The 22,294-nt window shown below is 57.4% G+C and carries 18 protein-coding genes; 4 read left to right on the top strand and 14 right to left on the bottom strand.

Features of this window, described 5'->3' with window-relative positions:
- The first annotated feature begins 72 nt into the window (after window positions 1-72).
- A complete protein-coding gene (locus AC4ANK_RS01620; protein WP_005733634.1) occupies window positions 73-2,460 on the top strand; it encodes a penicillin acylase family protein in 2,388 nt (795 codons plus the stop codon).
- Between the two features lie 320 nt (window positions 2,461-2,780).
- Here AC4ANK_RS01620 and AC4ANK_RS01615 read toward each other — a convergent pair whose 3' ends face one another.
- From AC4ANK_RS01615 to AC4ANK_RS01585, 7 genes are all read right to left on the bottom strand, one after another.
- On the bottom strand, window positions 2,781-3,662 hold the full coding sequence (locus tag AC4ANK_RS01615; protein WP_002555761.1) for an ABC transporter permease subunit: 882 nt from the start codon (window positions 3,660-3,662) through the stop codon (window positions 2,781-2,783).
- Entirely contained in the window at window positions 3,659-4,579 is a 921-nt protein-coding gene (locus tag AC4ANK_RS01610; protein ID WP_002555762.1) for an ABC transporter permease subunit, read from the bottom strand. The genes AC4ANK_RS01615 and AC4ANK_RS01610 overlap by 4 nt, the downstream gene beginning before the upstream one ends.
- Window positions 4,576-5,718, bottom strand: coding sequence for a polyamine ABC transporter ATP-binding protein (gene potA / locus AC4ANK_RS01605; protein ID WP_002555763.1), 1,143 nt, complete (start codon window positions 5,716-5,718; stop codon window positions 4,576-4,578). Before potA ends, AC4ANK_RS01610 begins: the two co-directional genes overlap by 4 nt.
- Window positions 5,719-5,773: 55 nt before the next feature.
- Window positions 5,774-6,868 carry a polyamine ABC transporter substrate-binding protein gene (locus tag AC4ANK_RS01600; RefSeq protein ID WP_031595519.1) on the bottom strand — a complete coding sequence of 365 codons (1,095 nt, stop codon included), beginning with the start codon at window positions 6,866-6,868 and terminating at the stop codon, window positions 5,774-5,776.
- A 171-nt stretch (window positions 6,869-7,039) separates the two neighbouring features.
- Complete coding sequence (locus AC4ANK_RS01595; protein ID WP_002555765.1) at window positions 7,040-8,137, bottom strand: polyamine ABC transporter substrate-binding protein; 1,098 nt, start codon at window positions 8,135-8,137, stop codon at window positions 7,040-7,042.
- Between the two features lie 141 nt (window positions 8,138-8,278).
- On the bottom strand, window positions 8,279-9,643 hold the full coding sequence (locus AC4ANK_RS01590; RefSeq protein ID WP_002555766.1) for an aspartate aminotransferase family protein: 1,365 nt from the start codon (window positions 9,641-9,643) through the stop codon (window positions 8,279-8,281).
- Between the two features lie 68 nt (window positions 9,644-9,711).
- A complete protein-coding gene (locus tag AC4ANK_RS01585) occupies window positions 9,712-11,070 on the bottom strand; it encodes a glutamine synthetase family protein (RefSeq protein ID WP_002555767.1) in 1,359 nt (452 codons plus the stop codon).
- Between the two features lie 592 nt (window positions 11,071-11,662).
- Between AC4ANK_RS01585 and AC4ANK_RS01580 the strand changes: the two genes are divergently transcribed.
- Both AC4ANK_RS01580 and AC4ANK_RS01575 read left to right on the top strand, forming a co-directional pair.
- Window positions 11,663-13,039, top strand: a complete 1,377-nt coding sequence (locus AC4ANK_RS01580) for a glutamine synthetase family protein (protein WP_002555768.1) — start codon at window positions 11,663-11,665, stop codon at window positions 13,037-13,039.
- Between the two features lie 218 nt (window positions 13,040-13,257).
- A complete protein-coding gene (locus AC4ANK_RS01575) occupies window positions 13,258-13,890 on the top strand; it encodes a TetR/AcrR family transcriptional regulator (RefSeq protein ID WP_002555769.1) in 633 nt (210 codons plus the stop codon).
- Between the two features lie 369 nt (window positions 13,891-14,259).
- Here the strand turns inward: AC4ANK_RS01575 and AC4ANK_RS01570 are convergent, their stop codons facing one another.
- The 7 genes from AC4ANK_RS01570 to istA all read right to left on the bottom strand — a co-directional run bounded on the left by AC4ANK_RS01570 (window position 14,260) and on the right by istA (window position 21,400).
- A complete protein-coding gene (locus AC4ANK_RS01570) occupies window positions 14,260-14,475 on the bottom strand; it encodes a TOBE domain-containing protein (protein WP_002555770.1) in 216 nt (71 codons plus the stop codon).
- Between the two features lie 26 nt (window positions 14,476-14,501).
- Window positions 14,502-15,314, bottom strand: a complete 813-nt coding sequence (gene ssuB / locus AC4ANK_RS01565) for an aliphatic sulfonates ABC transporter ATP-binding protein (protein ID WP_002555771.1) — start codon at window positions 15,312-15,314, stop codon at window positions 14,502-14,504.
- Window positions 15,311-16,108 (bottom strand): aliphatic sulfonate ABC transporter permease SsuC, encoded by a 798-nt coding sequence (gene ssuC, locus AC4ANK_RS01560; RefSeq protein ID WP_002555772.1) that lies wholly within the window; start codon window positions 16,106-16,108, stop codon window positions 15,311-15,313. The genes ssuB and ssuC overlap by 4 nt, the downstream gene beginning before the upstream one ends.
- A gap of 28 nt (window positions 16,109-16,136) precedes the next feature.
- The gene (locus tag AC4ANK_RS01555; RefSeq protein WP_002555773.1) at window positions 16,137-17,102 is read right to left on the bottom strand and encodes a sulfonate ABC transporter substrate-binding protein; all 966 of its coding nucleotides are present in this window, start codon (window positions 17,100-17,102) and stop codon (window positions 16,137-16,139) included.
- Between the two features lie 673 nt (window positions 17,103-17,775).
- Window positions 17,776-18,414 carry a peroxiredoxin gene (locus AC4ANK_RS01550; protein WP_031595515.1) on the bottom strand — a complete coding sequence of 213 codons (639 nt, stop codon included), beginning with the start codon at window positions 18,412-18,414 and terminating at the stop codon, window positions 17,776-17,778.
- Window positions 18,415-19,104: 690 nt separating this feature from the next.
- Complete coding sequence (gene istB / locus AC4ANK_RS01545; protein ID WP_031598096.1) at window positions 19,105-19,908, bottom strand: IS21-like element ISPsy20 family helper ATPase IstB; 804 nt, start codon at window positions 19,906-19,908, stop codon at window positions 19,105-19,107.
- Complete coding sequence (istA, locus tag AC4ANK_RS01540) at window positions 19,901-21,400, bottom strand: IS21-like element ISPsy20 family transposase (RefSeq protein ID WP_460384020.1); 1,500 nt, start codon at window positions 21,398-21,400, stop codon at window positions 19,901-19,903. The genes istB and istA overlap by 8 nt, the downstream gene beginning before the upstream one ends.
- Window positions 21,401-21,660: 260 nt before the next feature.
- On the opposite strand from istA, the gene AC4ANK_RS01535 reads away from it, so the two are divergent.
- Entirely contained in the window at window positions 21,661-22,140 is a 480-nt protein-coding gene (locus AC4ANK_RS01535) for a GNAT family N-acetyltransferase (protein WP_002551479.1), read from the top strand.
- The last annotated feature ends 154 nt before the right edge of the window (window positions 22,141-22,294 follow it).

Genomic DNA, 22,294 nt, shown 5'->3' with positions numbered 1-22,294 from the left:
CGGGTTTCATCGAATCAACCGCGTCACAACGATAGTCTTAATTCCCGCCTACGCCATTTACAGAGAAACCGGATGAAACGCAGCCTCTTCATTCTAGCCATCATCTTCGCCCTGCTTGCGGGTGGCGCGGGCTGGTACGTAAATAGCAAACTGCCGGTACGTGACGGCGAGATCGCCATGAGCCGTCTTCAGGCCCCCGTCACCCTGCGCTACGACGAGCGTGGCGTGCCGCACATCCGCGCCGAGAGCGAAGCCGACCTTTACCGCGCGCTCGGCTATGCCCATGCTCAGGACCGGCTGTTCCAGATGGAAATGCTGCGGCGTCTGGCGCGTGGCGAACTGGCGGAGATACTCGGGCCGAACCTGGTCGAGACCGACAAACTGTTTCGCACACTGCGTATTCGCGAGCATGCCGACGCGTATGTTGCACGCCAGGACAAGAACACCCCGACCTGGAAAGCGCTGGAAGCCTACATCGACGGCGTCAATCAGTATCAGGACACCCACGCACGACCGATGGAGTTCGACGCGCTGGGTATTCCCAAGCGGCGCTTCACTACCGAAGACACCGTGAGCATCGGTGGCTATCTGGCGTACAGCTTTGCGGCAGCATTCAGAACCGAACCATTGCTGACGTATGTGCGCGATCAACTGGGCCCGCAGTATTTGAAAGTGTTTGATCTGGACTGGCATCCGGACGGCATGCTCGGTTCTAAACCGGCATTGGCCAGCGCCGACTGGAAAGGCCTGGCGCAGTTGGCCCAGCTGAGCCACAAAGCGCTGGAAGGCGCAGGTCTGCCGCAGTTCGAGGGCAGCAATGCCTGGGTGATTTCCGGCAGCCGTACGCAAAGCGGCAAACCGATACTGGCGGGCGACCCGCACATCCGTTTCTCGGTGCCTTCGGTATGGTACGAAGCACAGCTTTCTGCGCCGGGTTTTGAGCTGTACGGACACTTTCCGGGGCTCAATCCGTTCGCGTTTCTGGGCCACAACATGGATTTCGGCTGGAGCCTGACCATGTTCCAGAACGATGACGTGGACCTGATCGCCGAGAAGACCAATCCTGATAACCCCAATCAGGTCTGGTATCACGGGCAATGGGTGGACATGAAGCGTACCGAGCAGCAGATCACCGTCAAGGGCCAGGCCCCGGTCACACTGACGCTGCTCGAATCGCCGCACGGACCGATCGTCAACAATGTGATGGGCAAGAACGCCGGCCAGACGCCAATCGCGATGTGGTGGTCATTTCTGGTGTCCGCCAACCCGGTGCTGGATGGTTTCTACGAGGCCAACCGCGCCGACACGTTGGATAAAATGCGCAGCGCCGCCGAGAAGATTCAGTCGCCGGGCCTCAATATCGTCTGGGCCAACGCCAAAGGCGATATCGGCTGGTGGGCGGCGGCGCAACTGCCGATTCGTCCGCAAGGCGTCAACCCGAGCTTCATTCTGGACGGCAGCACGGCACAGGCCGATAAGCTCGGCTTTTACCCGTTCAGCGCCAACCCGCACGAAGAAAACCCGGCGCGTGGCTACATCGTGTCCGCCAACTTCCAGCCGCTGTCGCCGACCGGCATGCAGATTCCGGGTTACTACAACCCGGCCGAGCGCGGTCAGGAGCTGAACCGGCAACTGAGCGACTCCACCATCAAGTGGGACCTGGCCGCCAGCAAGGCGCTGCAACTGGGCACGCAGACCGATTACGCACCGAGCATTCTCAAACCGCTGATTCCGGTACTGCGCAGCGTTGTCAGCGACCCGGACGAAATCGCCCTCGTGGAGCGGCTGGCCAGCTGGAAAGGCGATTACCCCGTTGACTCGGTGGGTGCCACACTGTTCAACCAGTTCCTGTTCGACCTGACGGAAGAAACATTCCACGACGAACTGGGCGATACGATGTTCGAAACGCTGCTGTCGACCCGCGTACTGGACGCCGCCCTGCCGCGTCTGGCCGCCGATGCCGATTCGCCGTGGTGGAACAATCGCAATTCACCCCATGAAGAAAGCCGCGCCAATACCGTCAAGGTAGCCTGGCGAGCCAGCGTGTCGCACTTGCGGTCGCTGTATGGCACCAACCCGGATGAATGGGTGTGGGGCAAGGCACACACCCTTACTCAGGGTCACCCGATGGGGTCGCAAAAGCCGCTGGACATGATCTTCAACGTTGGCCCGTATGCAGCGCCGGGCACCCATGAAGTGCCGAACAACCTGTCATCCAGCATCCGCCCTGCCCCGTGGCCCGTCGGCTACGGCCCTTCGACCCGCCGCCTCATCGACTTCGCCGACCCGGCGCACAGCCTGGGGATAAATCCGGTGGGACAAAGCGGCGTGCCGTTCGACAAGCATTATTCGGATCAGGCCAAGGCGTTTGTGAGTGGCGAGTACGTGCCACAGCGCTTCAGCGAGAAAGACGTGGCAGAGCATACAGAAGGGGTTTTACGGTTAGTGCCGGGGGAATAGCCGAGCCCGGAAATGAGGCTTCTCGTGGGAGCGAGCTTGCTCGCGAACTGTCGGGAACCGACAGTGAAACCTTCACGCACGGTACATCAGGCACAACCGGGTTTGACTACCGTGCCAATGCTCCGCGTTGGCATGCCTTTCGTGACGCTCCGCGTCACAAGTCTGCGTAGCACCGCGCTATCAAGATCGGACGCAGAGCGTCCAGAGCTGCGCTCCCACGCTGGAGCGTGGGAGCGATAAACCGAGATAGCTAGTTGCTGCCGGTACCCGGCAGTTCGCGAGCAAGCTCGCTCCCACGCCCTCCGGGCACGATCAGGTCTTCACGCAGCCGGAGCACGCCTCGGATCAGGCTGCTTCCAGGCGTCTGCCGCGCTTTCCTCGATAGCCTGCTGGATCGCACGCTTGCGGTTGTTTTCGGCGCGGCGGGTGAAGAACCAGACCAGAAAGGTTGCCAGTGACACGGCCAGCAGGATCAGGCTCGCCACGGCGTTGATTTCAGGCTTCACGCCCAGACGCACGGCAGAGAACACTTCCATCGGCAAGGTCGTCGAGCCGGGCCCGGAGACGAAGCTGGCGAGCACCAGGTCGTCCAGCGACAGTGCAAACGACATCATGCCGCCGGCTGCCAGCGACGGCGCGATCATCGGGATGGTGATCAGCAAGAACACCTTCCACGGACGCGCGCCCAGATCCATCGCCGCTTCTTCAATCGACAGGTCCAGCTCACGCAGCCGCGCCGATACCACAACTGCCACGTAGGCCGCGCAGAACGTCGTGTGCGCGATCCAGATGGTCATGATGCCACGTTCCTGCGGCCAGCCGATCAATTGCGCCATGGCCACGAATAGCAGCAACAGCGACAGACCGGTGATCACTTCCGGCATGACCAGGGGAGCTGTAACCAGCCCGCCAAAGAACGTGCGGCCCTTGAAGCGGCTGATGCGGGTCAGCACAAACGCAGCCATCGTTCCCAGTGCCACCGCAGCAACGGCGGTGTAGCAGGCGATTTCCAGCGAGCGCATCACCGAGCCCATCAGCTGCGAGTTGTCCAGCAGGCCGACGTACCACTTCACCGACCAGCCGCCCCAGACCGTCACCAGTTGCGAGGCGTTGAACGAGTAGATGACCAGAATCACCATCGGCGTATAGATAAACAGCAAACCCAGAACCAGCATCAGGTTCGAGAATCGAAAGCGGTTCATGCCTTGCCCTCCAGTTCTTTGGCCTGACTGCGGTTGAACAGGATGATAGGCACGATCAGCACCAGCAGCATGATGACTGCCAGCGCCGAAGCCACCGGCCAGTCACGGTTGCTGAAGAATTCCTGCCACAGCACGCGGCCGATCATCAGTGTTTCCGGGCCACCCAGCAGTTCGGGAATCACGAACTCGCCGACCACCGGGATGAATACCAGCATGCAGCCGGCGATCACACCGTTCTTGGACAGCGGTACGGTGATTTTCCAGAAACTGTTGAAGGTGCTCGAACCCAGGTCGGACGCGGCTTCCAGCAGGCTGGTGTCGTGCTTCACAAGGTTGGCGTACAGCGGCAGGATCATGAACGGCAGGTAGGAGTAGACCACGCCGATGTACACCGCCAGGTTGGTGTTGAGGATCTGCAACGGTGAGTCGATAAGGCCCAGCCACATCAGGAAGGCATTGAGCAGCCCGTTGTTGCTGAGAATGCCCATCCAGGCATAGACGCGGATCAGGATCGCGGTCCAGGTCGGCATCATGATCAGCAGCAACAGCACGGTTTGCAGGTCTTTACGGGCGCTGGCAATGGCATAAGCCATCGGATAGCCGATCAGCAGGCACAGCAACGTGCTGATGAAGGCCATTTTCAGCGAGCCCAGATAGGCCGAAACGTACAGGTCATCGCCACTGAGCAAGGTGTAGTTGGCGAAGTTGAGGACCATCTGCAGCTTTTCGTCGGCGTAGCTGAAGATCTCGGTGTATGGCGGGATCGCGACGTCGGCTTCGGCGAAGCTGATCTTGAGCACGATCAAAAACGGCAAGGCAAAGAACAGAAACAGCCAGAGGAACGGCACGCCGATGACCATCTGCCGCCCGTTGGGCTTTATGCGCTCGAACGCGCGCTTGATCTTGCGGATTTTCATGAGCGCAGTACCACGCCGCTGTCGTCTTCCCACCACACGTAGACTTCATCGCCCCAGGTAGGCCGTGCGCCCTGACGCTCGGCGTTGGCGACGAACGATTGCACCAGCTTGCCGCCCGGCAGCTCGACGTAGAACACCGAATGACCGCCCAGATAGGCGATGTCGTGGACCTTGCCGCGCGACCAGTTGTATTCGAAGCCTGGCTGCTCGGTAGTGATCAGCAGCTTCTCAGGGCGCAGGGCGTAGGTGATGTGCTTGTCTTCCACCGACGTACTGACGCCGTGGCCGACATAGATATTGCGCTCCAGCTCAGGACTGCGGATCAGCGCGTGTGCCTCCATGTCTTCGATCACGTCACCTTCGAACAGGTTGACGCTGCCGATGAATTCGCAGACCAGACGGCTGGTCGGGGTTTCGTAGATATCGATCGGGCTGCCGATCTGCGCGATCCAGCCCAAGTGCATGATTGCGATGCGCTCGGCCATGGTCATGGCCTCTTCCTGATCGTGAGTCACCATTACACAAGTCACGCCGACGCGCTCGATGATCTCTACCAGTTCCAGTTGCATCTGCGAACGCAGTTTCTTGTCCAGCGCGCCCATCGGCTCGTCGAGCAGCAACAGCTTGGGCTTTTTGGCCAGCGAACGGGCCAGGGCCACACGCTGACGCTGACCGCCGGACAGCTGATGCGGCTTGCGCTTGGCGTACTGGGTCATCTGCACCAGCTTGAGCATCTCCGCCACGCGGGCTTCGATTTCCGGCTTGGCCAGCTTGTCCTGCTTCAGGCCGAAGGCGATGTTGTCCGCCACGGTCATGTGCGGGAACAGCGCGTAGGACTGGAACATCATGTTGATCGGACGTTCATACGGCGGCATGTCGGTAATGTCGACACCATCTAGGTAGATGCGGCCCTCGGTCGGGCGCTCGAAACCGGCCAGCATGCGCAGCAGTGTGGACTTTCCGGAACCGGAGCCGCCAAGCAGGGCGAAGATCTCACCCTTGTTGATTTGCAGCGACACGTCGTCCACCGCAATCGTCTCGTCGAACTTCTTCGTGACCCGATCAATCTTGACCAGCACCTCTTTGGGTTGCTGACCGCCTTCGAGGGCTTTCTTGTAGGCGCCGGAGGCAACTGCCATGGGTGAAACTCCCAACAGGTAGGCAACCCGGCCAATACGGCCGGGTGCTGGATTTTTATTTGCCCGACTTGACCTTGGTCCAGCTGCGGGTCATCAGACGTTGCACATTGAGGGGCAACTCGCTGTTCACGAACAGGCGGTCCAGCACTTCCTGAGGCGGGTAAACCGCTGCATCGGTGCGGATTTTCTGGTCCATGAACTCGCCGGAGGCGGGATTGGGGTTGGCGTAGCCGACTTCATCGCTGACCTGGGCGATCACCTTGGGGTCAAGCATGTAATTGATGAAGGCGCTGGCGGCCTTGATGTTTTTCGAGTCTGCCGGAATGGCCAGCATATCGAACCACAGGTTGCCGCCCTCCTTCGGGATGCTGTAAGCGAGCTTCACGCCTTTGCCTGCCTCTTCTGCGCGCGCCTTGGCCTGGAACACATCGCCCGAAAAACCGGCTGCAACACAGATGTCGCCATTGGCCAGATCAGTGATGTATTTGGAGGAGTGGAAATAGGTTACGTAGGGACGAATCGCCATGAGTTTGGCTTCGGCCTTCTTGTAGTCCGCTTCCTTGGTGCTGTTGGGGTCCAGCCCCATGTAGTTGAGCACCGCTGGCAACATTTCATCGGCGGAATCAAGAAACGCTACGCCACAGCTGGACAGCTTCTTGATGTTCTCAGGCTCGAACAGCACCGCCCAGGAGTCGATCTTGTCGACACCCAGCACTGCCTTGACCTTTTCGACGTTGTAACCGATGCCGTTGGTACCCCACAGGTATGGCACTGCGTACTGGTTACCCGGATCGTTCTTCTCCAGGCGCTTGAGCAGCGCCGGGTCGAGGTTCTTGTAATTGGGCAGCAGCGACTTGTCGAGTTTCTGGAACGCGCCAGCCTTGATCTGCTTACCGAGGAAGTGATTGGACGGCACCACCACGTCATAGCCGGTGCGTCCGGCCAACAGCTTGGCCTCAAGGGTTTCGTTGGAGTCGAACACGTCGTACATCGGCTTGATGCCAGTCGCGGCTTCGAAGTCCGCCCGTGTGGTCTTGCCGATGTAATCGGACCAGTTATAAATATGCACGGTGGATTCAGCCTGAGCACTGATCGACAGTGTCAGCCCGGCAGCCGCCAGCAAGGCTTTGGAAAAAATAGAAATAGACAAAGAATGAGTCCTTTTAACAGAGGGGCCTGAGCGCCGGAGGGCGTCCGGAAAACAAAACCGGCGCGCAACTTACCGTCTATGCGTCCAACCAGCAAAGGTTTAGGCAATATTCCTGTCTGTTGGAGGCTGCGCAGCCAAGGCTACGCAGCATCCACAGGTTTGATGACAGGCTTATTTACCTGACTTTATCTTGGTCCAGCTGCGGGTCATGATCCGCTGCGTGGCAACAGGCAAGTCCGCGATTGCATACAGCTTGGCCTGTACGTCGGCAGGCGGATAAACGCCAGGGTCACTGGTGATTTCCTTGTCGACCAGTGCCGTCGCTGCCGCGTTACCATTCGGGAAGCGCACTGCGTTGGTGATTTCAGCCATGATTTCGGGCTTCATCAGGAAGGTCATGAACTTGTAGGCACCTTCAACGTTTTCGGCATTCTTGGGAATGGCGACCATGTCGTAGAAGCTGCCGGCACCTTCTTTGGGAATGTTGTAAGCAACTTTTACCTTGCCACCGGCTTCGGCAGCGCGGGATTTGGCCTGGTAGATATCACCCGAATAGCCGACTGCGACGCAGATGTTGCCATTGGCCAGGTCCGAGATGTACTTGGACGAGTGGAAATAGCCAATCGATGGACGAATCTTCATGAACAGCGCTTCAGCTTCGGCGAGCTGCTTCTTGTCCTGAGAATCGGTCGGGTAGCCCAGGTAATGCAAGGCTATCGGCAGCATTTCGGTCGGCGAATCGAGGAAGCTGATGCCGCACGACTTCAGCTTGGCTGCGTTCTCCGGCTTGAACAGCAGGTCCCAGGAATTGACCGGCGCATCGGCGCCCAGCGCAGCCTTGACCTTGTCCGGGTTGATGCCGATACCGATCGAACCCCACATGTACGGGAATGCGTGCTTGTTGTCCGGGTCGCTGACCGACACGGCCTTGAGCAGCGATTCGTTGAGGTTCTTCCAGTTCGGCAGCTTGGACTTGTCCAGCTCCTGATAAACGCCGGCCTTGATTTGCTTGGCCAGGAAGTTGTTGGACGGCACGACGATGTCATAGCCGGATTTGCCAGCAAGCAATTTGGCTTCAAGCGTCTCGTTGCTGTCGAAAACGTCGTAGACCACCTTGATGCCCGATTCTTTCTCGAATTTGGCAACGGTGTCCGGCGCGATGTAATCGGACCAGTTATAGACGTGCAGCACTTTGTCATCGGCCTGCGCAGCAGTGGCCACAACGCCCATCAGGGACAGCGCGAGAAGGGTCTTGCCAAATTTTTTCATGCGTAGCTCCAATGTATTTTTATCACTGACCGTCAGTTAGCGGCGTGTAGCCATTAGTCTGGCAACTTCCTGGGCAGGCTTTCAAGCCGAAGCCCCTCAAACAATGCACATTGCGCTTGAATCGACGCTTTTTTTGCGTTTTCAGCCCTGCAACACCGCCAGCGTCAGATCCAGGCATTTGCGAGCCTTTTCCACCAGTTCGTCGATTTCCGCAAAACTGATCACCAGTGGCGGCGCAATGATCATCGTGTCGCCCACGGCCCGCATGATCAGGCCATTATCGAAGCAGAAGGTTCGACAGATCATCCCGGCGCCCTTGTCGGTGTAGCGCTCGCGAGTGACCTTGTCCTTCACCAGTTCGATGGCCCCCAGCAGCCCGACGCCACGGACCTCGCCCACCAGCGGATGATCGCTCAACTCACGCAAACGCTTTTGCAAATACGGTGCCGTTTCCGACTTGACTCGTTCGACGATCTTTTCTTCGCGCAGGATACGTATGTTCTCCAGCGCAACGGCTGCCGCCACCGGATGCCCGGAGTAGGTAAAGCCATGATTGAAATCACCGCCCTCGTTGAGCACCGCAACGATTTCATCGCGCACGATCAGGCCGCCCATCGGTACATAACCGGAGGTCAGGCCTTTGGCGATGGTCATCATGTCCGGCTTGAGGCCGTAGAAATCGCTACCGAACCACTCACTGGTACGCCCGAAACCACAAATCACCTCATCGGCGGCGAACAGGATGTCGTAGCGGGAAAGGATTTCCTTGATCTTCGGCCAGTAGGAATCGGGCGGGACGATCACACCGCCAGCGCCCTGGATCGGCTCGGCAATGAACGCACCGACGTTCTCGACGCCCAGTTCGAGAATTTTCTTTTCCAGTTGCTCGGCAGCCCAGATACCGAACTCGTCCTGCGTCATGTCGCCGCCTTCGCCGAACCAGTATGGCTGCGGAATGTGCACCACCCCCGGAATCGGCAAGTCGCCCTGCTCGTGCATGTACGTCATGCCTCCCAGGCTGGCACCGGCGACGGTGGAGCCGTGGTAGCCATTGACGCGGCTGATGATGGTTTTCTTGTTCGGCTGGCCTTTGAGAGCCCAGTAATGACGAACCATGCGTAGCATCGTGTCATTGCCTTCAGAGCCAGAACCGGTGAAGAACACATGGTTCATGCCCTGCGGTGCAATCTCGGAAATGGCCTTGGCCAACTCCAGCACGGGCGGGTGGGCGGTCTGGAAAAACAGGTTGTAGTACGGCAGCTCGCGCATTTGTTTGCTGGCTGCGTCGGCCAGTTCTTCGCGGCCATAACCGATGGCCACACACCACAGGCCGGACATGCCATCGAGGATCTTGTGGCCCTCGCTGTCCCACAGATAAACGCCTTCGGCACGGGTGATGATGCGCGGGCCTTTCTCTTTCAATTGTTTGTAGTCGCTGAACGGTGCCAGGTGATGCTCGCTGCTCAGGGCCTGCCATTCGAGGGTTTGCGGGTTATTGGCACTCATGCAGCACTTCCTTTGATCAGGTCAGTTAGCAGAGCGCCGCGCATCAATCGCAGCGGCGCTCTGCGTGATCAGACGGCGAAAAGCAGGAATTCCCGCTCCCACGAGCTGATCACGCGCTTGAAGTTTTCATGCTCGGCGCGCTTGACCGCGACGTAACCGATGATGAATTTCTTGCCCAGGTATTTTTCGATGGTCTTGCTGTTTTCCATGCGCTCCAGCGCGTCTTCGATGGTCAACGGCAGACGCAGATTACGCCGCTCGTAACCCCGCCCGACCACCGGTGCGCTCGGGTTGATGCCTTCGACCATGCCGATGAAGCCGCACAGCAGACTGGCGGCGATGGCCAGATAGGGGTTGGCATCGGCACCTGGCAGACGGTTTTCCACGCGACGGTTCTGCGGCACAGCGTCCGGCACGCGCAGGCCGACGGTACGGTTCTCTTCGCCCCACTCGACGTTCACCGGTGCCGAGGTGTCGGGCAGAAAGCGGCGGAACGAGTTGACGTTGGGGGCGAACAGCGGCAATAGCTCGGGGATGAACTTCTGCAGACCACCAACGTGGTTCAGAAACAGCTCGCTCATGGTCCCGTCTTCGTTGGAGAAGATATTCTTGCCGGTCTCGATGTCGATGATGCTCTGGTGCAAGTGCATGGCACTGCCTGGCTCGCCGGTCATCGGCTTGGCCATGAAGGTCGCCGCGACGTCGTGCTTGAGGGCGGCTTCGCGCATGGTGCGCTTGAACACCAGAATCTGGTCGGCCAGCGACAGGGCATCACCGTGACGGAAGTTGATTTCCATCTGCGCCGTGCCGTCTTCGTGGATCAGCGTGTCCAGATCCAGGTTCTGCAGTTCGCACCAGTCATAGACGTCTTCGAACAGCGGATCGAATTCGTTGGCCGCTTCGATCGAGAACGACTGACGGCCGGTTTCCGGTCGCCCGGAGCGCCCGATCGGTGGCTGTAGCGGATAGTCCGGGTCGTCGCTACGCTTGGTCAGGTAGAACTCCATCTCCGGCGCCACGATTGGCTGCCAGCCCTGATCGGCGTAAAGCTTGAGGACCTTCTTCAACACGTTGCGCGGCGACAGCTCGATGGGGTTGCCCTGCTTGTCGTAGGTGTCGTGAATCACCTGCGCAGTGGGCTCGACTGCCCAGGGCACCAGATACACCGCGTTCTGGTCGGGACGGCAGATCATGTCGATGTCTGCCGGGTCCAGCAGCTCGTAGTAAATATCGTCTTCTACGTAGTCGCCAGTCACCGTCTGCAACAGCACGCTTTCAGGCAGACGCATGCCTTTTTCAGCGATGAACTTGTTGGTCGGCGAGATCTTGCCGCGGGTGATGCCGGTAAGGTCGGACATCATGCATTCGACTTCGGTAATCTTGTGTTCTTTCAACCAATCGGTGAGCTGGTCGAGGTTGGTACTCATAAATACCTCAGGGTTTTATTGTCCTGATCGTGATCAGGCGTTCCAGACGCATAGGCGTCATGTTGTACAACTCGTTTCGGCAGACGCCGATTAGGGGTAAGGTGACAGCTGCGGGGCCGGATTTCCAGACGGCCGCGGTCACACTGACGAAGCCGTTATAGTGGTAATGTCCAGCATTGAGAGTAGAGCAGACTGGCTTCGATAGCCGTTCAGGGGTGTCGCAAAGTGTGGCAACCCACCACGAGCACCGATATCACAGGCATGATGAGCGCTGTACGGACTTGATAGTCGCGTGTCGACCAGGGAAAGGTGAAGCATAGGACCCCCGCTATTGTTGCTCTACTGGGTTGCGATCGAGCTTAGCCTCGTTCATTTTTTATACAACAACCCGTTAAAAATAGAAGACAGGCCGCTTTAGCTCGTATTTAACAACGGTCAGAAACGGAATAAAACGCCCTAAATAGCGGCAAAAAAGGCCATATGGCGCAGTTTTAGGGCAAAAAAGGCTCTATTGACTTCATCATGGCTTTCGGATTGACTGAGATCCGCAATCATTGATGATTGATATTTTTAACAACAAAGGTGTTGCATCATGTCGGTACCCCCGCGTGCCGTTCAGCTTAACGAAGCGAACGCGTTCCTTAAGGAACATCCTGAGGTTCTGTACGTTGACCTTCTGATTGCAGATATGAATGGTGTGGTGCGTGGCAAACGCATCGAACGCACCAGCCTCCATAAGGTTTATGAGAAAGGCATCAACCTGCCGGCCTCTTTATTTGCTCTGGATATCAATGGCTCCACGGTGGAAAGCACCGGCCTGGGCCTGGATATCGGTGATGCTGACCGAATCTGTTATCCCATCCCTGACACCCTGTGCAACGAACCATGGCAAAAGCGCCCTACCGCGCAGTTGCTGATGACCATGCACGAACTCGAAGGCGACCCGTTTTTCGCCGACCCGCGTGAAGTATTGCGCCAGGTCGTCGCCAAGTTCGACGAAATGGGCCTGACCATCTGCGCCGCATTCGAGCTGGAGTTCTACTTGATCGATCAGGAGAACGTGAACGGTCGCCCGCAACCGCCCCGCTCGCCGATCTCCGGCAAACGCCCGCATTCGACACAGGTCTACCTGATCGATGACCTCGACGAGTACGTCGACTGCCTTCAGGACATCCTTGAAGGTGCGAAGGAGCAAGGCATTCCTGCCGACGCAATCGTCAAGGAAAGCGCCCCGGCACAGTTCGAAGTCAACCTGCACCACGTTGCCGATGCCATCAAGGCGTGCGATTACGCCGTGCTGCTCAAACGCCTGATCAAGAACATCGCCTACGATCACGAGATGGACACGACCTTCATGGCCAAGCCCTATCCGGGTCAGGCGGGTAATGGTCTGCACGTCCACATCTCGATTCTGGATCGCGATGGCAAGAATATCTTCACCAGCGAGGATCCCGAGCAGAACGCCGCATTGCGTCACGCTATCGGCGGTGTGCTCGAGACCCTGCCGGCACAGATGGCGTTCCTGTGCCCGAACGTCAACTCGTACCGTCGGTTCGGTGCTCAGTTCTACGTGCCCAACTCGCCGACCTGGGGTCTGGACAACCGTACGGTCGCCGTTCGCGTACCGACCGGCACCGCCGACGCGGTACGTATCGAACACCGCGTTGCCGGTGCCGATGCCAACCCGTATCTGGTGATGGCTTCGGTCCTGGCGGGCGTGCACCACGGCCTGGTCAATAAGGTCGAACCTGGCGCGCCGGTAGAAGGCAACTCCTACGAGCAGCATGAACAAAGCCTGCCGAACAACCTGCGCGACGCACTGCGCGAGCTGGACGACAACACGGTCATGGCCAAGTACATCGACCCGAAATACATCGACATTTTTGTCGCCTGTAAAGAGAGCGAGCTGGAAGAGTTCGAACACTCCATCTCCGACCTCGAGTACAACTGGTACCTGCACACAGTCTGATTGAGGCTGAGCAACATAAACGCCGCAAAGCCTTGAGCTTTGCGGCGTTTTTGTTTGCGCCCGGAGCACCTCTCGCGCCGCATAATCAGGAGAGGACGCGGAGCGTCCAGAACTGCGCTACCACGCGGAGCGTGGGAGCGATAATCGTTTGGCGACGACAGAGATTCATCCAGTCAGAATCCCTTACAATGCCGTCAGCCCAACCACGAGCCACGCCCATGACACGCGCCGCCACGCCCCGCAAACCTCAAGCACGCAGCCAGGCCAGGATCGATTCGATTCTCGACGCCGCGCGCACGCTGCTCGCCGAGCAAGGGGTGGCCAGCCTGTCGATCTACAGCGTGGCTGAACGCGCAGGTATTCCGCCCTCATCGGTGTATCACTTCTTCGCCAGCGTTCCGGCGCTGCTTGAAGCGCTGACCGCCGATATTCACGCGGCTTTCCGCGCCTCACTGCAAGCGCCTATCGATCACGACCAGCTCACCACTTGGCGCGACCTGTCGCGTATCGTCGAACTGCGCATGCTGGCCATCTACAACGCCGACGCCGCCGCCCGCCAATTGATCCTTGCCCAGCACGGCCTGACCGAAATCAACCAGGCAGACCGCCAGCACGACATAGAGCTGGGGCATTTGATGCTTGGGGTCTTTGACCGCCACTTCCAGCTGCCTGCGCTGCCGGATGACGTGGACGTATTTGCGCTGGCGATGGAACTGGGGGATCGGGTGTATGCGCGATCAGTGCAATTGCATGACGAGATCACACCGCGCATGGCTGAGGAAGGGATGCGGGTGTTTGATGCTTATTTGGGGTTGTATTTGCCGGTATTTTTGGGGAAGCGAGTTATTTAAAGCTCACTATTCACGGATATTCTTCACCGTTCCAGGATAAGGCGTAAAACGTTCGCTATATTCTTTAGCTCGTTTGCTCGCCCAGGCGCTCAGAGCGTTGTACTTCTCAATTTTAAAAGCACTGGCTCCTTTAAACGACCCATCGTTGCGAGCGCTTTCGCTGAAACTGCTAACTCTATTATCAACTCGGGCCTAATCGGAAGATGCCCCGAAGGATCCCGAACCCGACCGGATCTCCACCAACCTATGCATACGCATTCAGCCTACTCTCACCAACCGGGCTCAAACTGCCTTCCTCGCAAAACTGCCAGGTAAAAAAGTAAAAACCCCGGAGGGTCAGAACCGTCCGGGGTGTTTTTTACCCACTGTTTACAGCTTGGCGATGGAAACTTCTGTCGACTTCACGAAGGCAATTACTTCGCTGCCGACGACCAGTTCCAGCTCTTTTACCGAGCGGGTGGTGATGACCGAGGTCACAACGCCGGAAGCGGTCTGTACGTCGATTTCCGACAGTACGTCGCCGTGGACGATTTCCTTGATGGTGCCTTTGAACTGGTTGCGAACGTTGATGGCTTTGATAGTCATGGCATGTCTTCCTTTGGGGATCAGGGTTAATTTGCCCAGCGCAATTGCGTGGGCAGTGGCGAAAACGGTTCCGGGTCAGGTGGCGAGCCGGGGATGGCCAATACTCGGTTGAGCACTTCGGCTTCCAGCGCAGCAAGGCGGTGCGAGCCGCGAGCACGTGGCCGTGGCAGGTCGACTAGAAGGTCGAGGCCGATCTGGCCTTCTTCGATCAGGATCACGCGGTCGGCGATGGCGACTGCCTCGCTGACATCGTGAGTAACCAGCAGTACCGTGAAGCCGTATTGGCCCCACAGTTTTTCAATCAGTTGCTGCATTTCGATGCGGGTCAAAGCGTCCAGCGCGCCCAACGGCTCGTCGAGTAACAGCAGGCGCGGCTTGTGAATCAGCGCACGCGCCAGAGCAACACGCTGCTTCTGGCCACCGGACAATGCCGCTGGCCACTCGTTGGCGCGTTCGGCAAGGCCGACGGCTTCGAGCGCTTCGAGTGCTTGCGCACGCCAGTCGCCGCTCAGGCCAAGGCCGACGTTGTCGATGATCTTCTTCCAGGGCAGCAACCGCGCCTCCTGGAACATCAAACGCGTATCTTCGCGAGCGTCGTCCAGTGGTGCAGAACCTGCAAGCAATTGACCCTCGGTTGGCTTGTCGAGACCGGCAAGCAGGCGCAGCAAGGTACTTTTACCGCAGCCACTACGGCCGACGATGGCGACGAACTGACCGGCCGGAATATGCAGGTCGATGTCCTTGAGCACTTCGCGAGTGCCGAACGCTTTTTTCAGGTTACGTACTGCCAGCGGAATACCGCGCAGCAAATGTGGAGGCTGCTGTTTCAGACTGGTCATGCGGCACCGCCTTTGCTCACTTGATAGGCCGGGTGCCAGCGCAGGCACACACGTTCAAGGCCTCGCGCCGCCAGATCGGCCAGTTTGCCGAGGACGGCGTACAACACAATGGCCTGTACCACGATGTCGGTTTGCAGGAATTCCCGTGCATTCATCGCCAGATAACCGATGCCGGAGCTGGCAGAAATGGTTTCTGCCACAATCAGCGTCAGCCACATGAAGCCCAGCGCAAAGCGCACACCGACCAGAATCGAAGGCATGGCACCTGGCAGGATCACATGCCGGAACAGGCTGAAACCTGACAGGCCATAGCTGCGGGACATTTCTACCAGCGCCGGATCGATGTTGCGGATGCCGTGGTAGGTGTTCAGATAAATCGGGAACAGGGTGCCCAGCGCGACAAGAAATATCTTCGCTGTCTCATCAATGCCGAACCACAGAATGACCAGCGGAATCAGCGCCAGGTGCGGCACATTACGGATCATCTGCACTGAGCTGTCCAGCAGGCGCTCGCCCCATTTGCTCAGGCCGGTGATAAAGCCCAGAGCCAGACCGATGCCGCCGCCAATGGCGAATCCGATCCCGGCGCGCCAGCCGCTGATCGCCAGATGCGTCCAGATTTCGCCACTCGCAACCAGATTGATACCCGCCTCAATGACTGCGCTGGGTGCAGGAAGAATGCGTGTGGATAGCCATCCGGCGCTGACCGACAGCTGCCAGACGGCCAACAACAGGACTGGAAGTGCCCAGGGCGCCAGTCGGTGAATGATGCGTTGCGAAGCACTGAGGCTCATGGAGTTGTCTCCTCGAAGGGCCTGACGATCACTGTGCTTGAGCAACAGCAGCAGGGGGTGTCCAGACCACATCAGCAATGCTGAGCGGCTTCGGAATCAGTTTGAGCTGGTAGAAGGTGTCAGCAATTTTCTGCTGCGCCGCTACAACCGGCGGAGTAATGAACAGCGCACCGTAGCCCTGGCGTTTTACCGAGGTCAGGGTGATGTCGGCGGGCAGCCCCAGCAACGGCGCAACCTGTTTGGTCACTTCGTCAGGGTGAGCCTTGGACCATTCGCCCACTGCACGAACTTCTTCGATCAAGGCTTGAATCACCTTCGGATTCTTTTGCGCGTAAGGCTTGGTCGCCAGATAGAACTGGTGGTTGTCGACGATGCCGGTGCCGTCTTTCAAGGTCCGCGCCTGCAATTGCTTTTCAGCTGCGGCCTGGTAAGGGTCCCAGATGACCCAGGCATCCACGCTGCCGCGCTCGAAAGCGGCACGCGCATCGGCCGGAGGCAGGAAGACGGTCTGGATATCGGTGTATTTCAGGCCGGCATCTTCCAGTGCCTTGACCAGCAGATAATGGACGTTCGAGCCTTTATTGAGGACGACTTTCTTGCCCTTCAGGTCTTTGACCGAGGTGATCGGGGAGTCTTTGGGTACCAGGATGGCTTCACTGGTCGGCGCTGGCGGCTCGTAAGCCACGTACAGCAGATCCGCGCCTGCTGCCTGAGCGAAAACAGGCGGCGTTTCACCGGTCACGCCGAAATCAATCGAGCCCACGTTCAGACCTTCAAGCAACTGCGGACCGCCCGGAAATTCGGTCCACTGAACCTTTACGCCCTGCTCGGCCAGGCGCTTCTCCAGCGAACCCTTGGCCTTGAGCAGCACCAGCGTGCCGTATTTCTGATAACCGATGCGCAGATCTTCCGCCTGGGCCTGGGTGACCGCGCCAAGCGCGACCGCAGCAGCAAACAGAGCGACAAGGCCTCGACGCAAAATGACAGTGCGCATATGCGCTCCTTTAGCGGTTGTTGGGTAGTGCCTGCTCAGTCAGTCACAGACGAACAAGGCGGGAATAGGGACGACATTAACAGCACTTTTTTATATCTATAAATCTTATTTATTCATTTAGTTATTCCATAAATGAATATAAAGGGCAGTACTATTTTTCAACTATCGTGCGGCGTACTACGGCGGCATGCCGTTCTGGACCCTCTGCGTCCGATCTTGAGTATGCGGCGTGGCGCATATCCATGACGCGGAGCGTCACGACAGGCATTCCCACGCTGGAGCGTGAGGAACGATGATCTCAACTATCGTGCGACGCTCTGCGTCCGATCTTGAACAGGCGGCGGGGCGAAGATCGGTGACGCGGAGCGTTAGTCGCGGCATTCGTACGCTGGAGCGTGAGGAACGATGATCTCGACTATCGTGCGACGCTCTGCGTCCGATCTTGAACAGGCGGCGGGGCGAAGATCGGTGACGCGGAGCGTTACTCGCGGCATTCGTACGCTGGAGCGTGAGGAACGATGATCTCGACTATCGTGCGACGCTCCGCGTCGCATGCCGTTCTGGACGCTCTGCGTCCGCGCTTGATCGAGCAACGCAGTCGGCGGCTATGAGGGAGGAATAAAAAAGGGCCGATGAATCGGCCCGAATAACCCCACGCTTGGTAGATCGAAAATTAGCGGTTTGGCTGAGGTGTCAGGCGCAGATAAGGCGTGACGGCCTTGTAGCCCTTGGGAAAGCGTTCTTTGATCTCGGCTTCGTCCTTGATCGACGGCACAATCACTACATCATCGCCGTCCACCCAGTTGGCGGGCGTGGCAACCTTGTAGTTGTCGGTCAATTGCAGAGAGTCGATAACGCGCAGAACCTCGTGGAAATTACGCCCGGTGCTCGCCGGATAAGTAATCTTCAGGCGCACTTTCTTGTTCGGGTCGATCACGAACAGCGAACGCACAGTCAGTGTGTCGCTGGCATTGGGATGAATAAGGTCATACAGATCGGAGACCTTGCGGTCGGCATCGGCCAGAATCGGGAAGTTAACCTGGGTGTTTTGCGTAGTGTTGATATCGTCGATCCACTTGATGTGCGAGTCAACCGGGTCTACCGACAGCGCAATGGCTTTTACACCGCGCTTGGCAAACTCGTCTTTCAATTTGGCGGTGAAGCCCAACTCTGTGGTGCAGACAGGCGTGAAGTCTGCCGGATGAGAAAACAACACCCCCCAGCTGTTGCCGAGCCATTCATGGAAACGGATACGACCTTCGCTGGATTCCTGCTCGAAGTCAGGGGCGATGTCGCCAAGTCGCAGTGTCATGGTGTTGCTCCTTGTCTGTATCGGGTAGGCCTTGGTATGACGTTACTGTGCGCCCTGCTGAGAAAAGTTAAAAAGAATAAATAATGTGATTGATAGACCTGCCAGGAATATCAAAAAACAGGCAAAAGAAACCCCGCACCAGGCGGGGTTTCCTTGAACCTCAATACACTTACATGAAGTTTTCTACTTACTTGAGAGTCAATCTATAAGATGCAAGCAACTGATTTATATAGATAAAACCAAAAAATTTATATATTCTGTAAAGTTTTTAGTAAAGCTTTAATGCTTTTTGCACACAATTCTTGACATTGGTGATTGGCCAGCATGAGTTGAAAACCTCGCTTGACTTCTATCACGTCATGCAAAGCTCTTCACCTGCCGCAGCTGGCGCTAAACCTATTTTTGAGGACTTTTGATCTCTGCAGAGTACAGCAAATAAGAATCGTATTTGTCGCTTGGGAACTTAGCCGTTACGTACTCAGCTCTCTCCGTAACATAGCGCTGGCCAGCTTCAGTACAGCCCTCGTCTTGTTGGCGCTGATTGAAAACTGACCCACCCTGCCGATTGAAAATTGACCCAGGACGGATTGCTGATTTTTGCCCCAGCAATTGTGGATAAGCTTAGCAGCAGTGTTCCGATTGAAGACGCATCAAGCCCCACCGCATGCAGCAGGGCATTTATGGTGCGGATCAAAATGGCTCATCGTCCTCGATATCATTTCCGTCCTTTCGCTTTCGTTCGCGTGTTTTGATCTTTGTCTGGGCAGCCAATGTGCTGTGTTGTAGGCGGTAGGACTCGTTGCCCGTTTCGACGATGTGGCAGTGGTGTGTCAGCCGATCCAGCAACGCGGTGGTCATCTTGGCGTCGCCAAACACACTCGACCATTCCGAGAAGCTCAGGTTGGTGGTGATGACCACGCTGGTGTGTTCGTACAGTTTGGACAGCAGGTGAAATAACAGGGCGCCACCGCTTTGGCTGAAGGGCAAATATCCGAGTTCATCCAGTATCACCAGGTCTGTGCGCAGCAGTGCCTGGGCGATTCGCCCTGCCTTGCCATCGTACTTCTCACGCTCCAGCAGATTCACCAGATCCACCGTGGAAAAGAAGCGCACGCGTTTGTTGTAGGCCGTGATTCCGGATACAGCCAAGGCACTGGCCAGGTGTGTTTTCCCGGTGCCAGGGCCGCCGATGAACACGACATTCTGCGCGGTTTCAGTGAACGCCAAGCTGGATAGATCGCTGACCAGCCGGGCATCAGCGCTGGAAGCGCTGAAGTCAAAGCCAGCTAAGTCACGGTGCATGGGGAGTTTTGCCATGTTCATCTGATGATTCACCGAGCGCACCGCGCGATCCGCATGTTCCTGCTGAAGCAGATGTTCCAGCAGCCATTTCGATGAAGCCGTCGACGCTGTTCCTTGAGAGACCAGTTCTTCCCAAGCACTGGCCATGCCGTGCAGGCGCAGTTCTTTGAGTTCAGTCATTAGGTCACGCATTGCGATTCTCCTCATCGGTCGTACGGAGCCGGTCGTAGCGTGCTGTATTGGCAACCGGCGCCACTTTGAGTTGCAGGCTGGTTTCTACACAGGGAGGTGGTGCGGTGGAGGTCAGGCGGGCAACGACATTGAGGATGTGATCGGCGCTCAGACTTCCCGATTCAAGTACCAGCTCCACCGCCACCAGCACTGGTTCGAGACCGGCGATGGGCACAGCAGCCAGTGCCTGCATCATGATTCGATCACCGTTGGTGTGACGCCTCAGTCCGCGTTTAAGAAGCTGTAACGGTTTTAGCAGATCAGCAAATGGAGCGCCATTGCGCAGTGCACCAGGCTTGCGTTCGATGAGTGGGATGTAGTGCTGCCAGTCAAAACCGATCTGATCTCGATCAAAGAGGCGCTCGTGACTGGCGATCACCGTTTCGTCGGCAATGACCACGATTCGCGAAGGGTACAAACGGCTGCTGACCCATTGACCCACACGCTCGCAAGGCACCGAATAACGATTGCGCGCCACGCTGATCAGGCAGGTGCTAGAGACACGGACGGTGCGTTCCACGTAGCCATCAAAGGCCGTCGGCATTGGCATCATTTCAGCCTGCTCCAGCTCCAGGACTTCTGCCACCGTCAAACCGTTGTACTGCGGATGTACAAGTTCAGCCCAGAGCGTACGACAGCGTTGGCCGAGCCAGACGTTCAGCTCCTCGAAGGTATGGAACATGCAATTTTGAGCATCGAGCCAGATTCGCCTCCGGCTGTCTTGCACGTTCTTTTCGACGATGCCTTTCTCCCAGCCAGAGGCCACGTTGCAGAAGTCCGGATCGAACAGATAGTGCGCGCACATCACGGAAAACCGGGCATTGACCGTGCGGCCTTTGCCTTTGTTAACCTTGTCGACAGCCGTTTTCATGTTGTCGTAGATGCCGCGACGTGGCACGCCACCCAACGCTCCAAACGAACGTGTATGGGCATCAAACAGCATCTCGTGGCCTTGACTGGGGTACGCAACCAACCAGAACGCGCGACTTGCGCACAGCTTCATATGGGAGACCTGGATACGTCGAAACAGGCCACCGATCAGCAGGCCTTCTTCGCTCCAGTCAAACTGAAAGGCCTCACCGAGGGCAAAAGTCAGCGGTACAAAAGCGCGTACAGACTTGCCTTGCTCGCACCGCCAAGAGCGGACAAACGCCGTGAGCTGGCTGTAACCGCCGTCATAACCCTCGGCCTTGATCTGCTCAAAAAGTGCCTTGGCGCTCCTACGGTTGTGTTTTGGCCGGAACGAATCAGCCTTGAGCGCCTGCTCTAAGGTCTCGTGAAAAGGGTTGAGCTTATTGAAGGATGCGCACCGTTGGTACGCTGGTTGATTGGCTTCGGGCGCTCTGACCCATTTTCGGATGGTGTTTCTCGACAGCCCGGTACGCTTGGCTATCTGATGCAGCGAGAGCTTGTCGCGGAAGTACATCCGCCGGATTTTTCCCAACATTTCCATGCTGATCACCCTGTGTTCTCCTGCTCAAAAAGTGAGCAGAAGCAGTTGAGCACCTGGGTCAGTTTTCAGTCGGCAGAACAGCCTCTACTGGGTCAGTTTTCGGTCAGCGGCAACACATGGCCGACTTTTTCAACAGAATCGACCCATTGCAGCCCTTCAGCATGGGCTAAAATCGGCCAGAAGCAGGCAGTTGCAAGAGCAGCCACGTTCTCACACTCTCCTGCGAGACGATGGGAGGCCACTAATCATTCAGGAAGACCATGGATATTCGACTGACGAAAACAGAAGACTGGATGCTTTTGAAGCAAGTTCGACTCGCTGCCCTTTTGGACACGCCAACGGCGTTTGGTGTGAGTTACCAGACCGCCGTAAAATACACTGATCAACAGTGGAAAGATCGAGCATCCTCAGCGGGGACGGCATTTTGGCTGGCCTTCGACAGCGACAAACCTATCGGGATGATCGGTGCAGGAGTGAGCGGTGCGAATCGCTATAACTTGATAGGAATGTGGATCGAGGCCTCTGCACGAGGCTCCGGAGTGGCAGCTCAGCTCGTTGACGCTGTCAAGGCTCGCGCGTTGGCCCAGGGCTTTGATGGCGTTTTTCTCGACGTATCTCCGGAAAACGCGAGGGCTGCCTACTTCTATCTAAAGCAGGGTTTTGCTTTTCTGGATGAGTGGGAACCACTTGAAAGTCATCCGCATATCAAAGTTCAGACAATGCATTGGCCTGGAAACTGATTTACCAGCTTTACTACTCGCAGGAATCTCAGCGAACTAGGGATGCTCCGATCAACTTGCCGCGCAGCGGTGGCAAGCCGTAATTTGCCAGGCACATAGCGCTATTTTTCTGAAAACGGTCTGATGCAGTGTGAGTCGAGCGCGTTTTTCGCTC

The sequence above is a fragment of the Pseudomonas sp. Pmew2 genome, from assembly GCF_058129885.1.
This window is presented reverse-complemented; position numbering and strand designations above follow the sequence as displayed.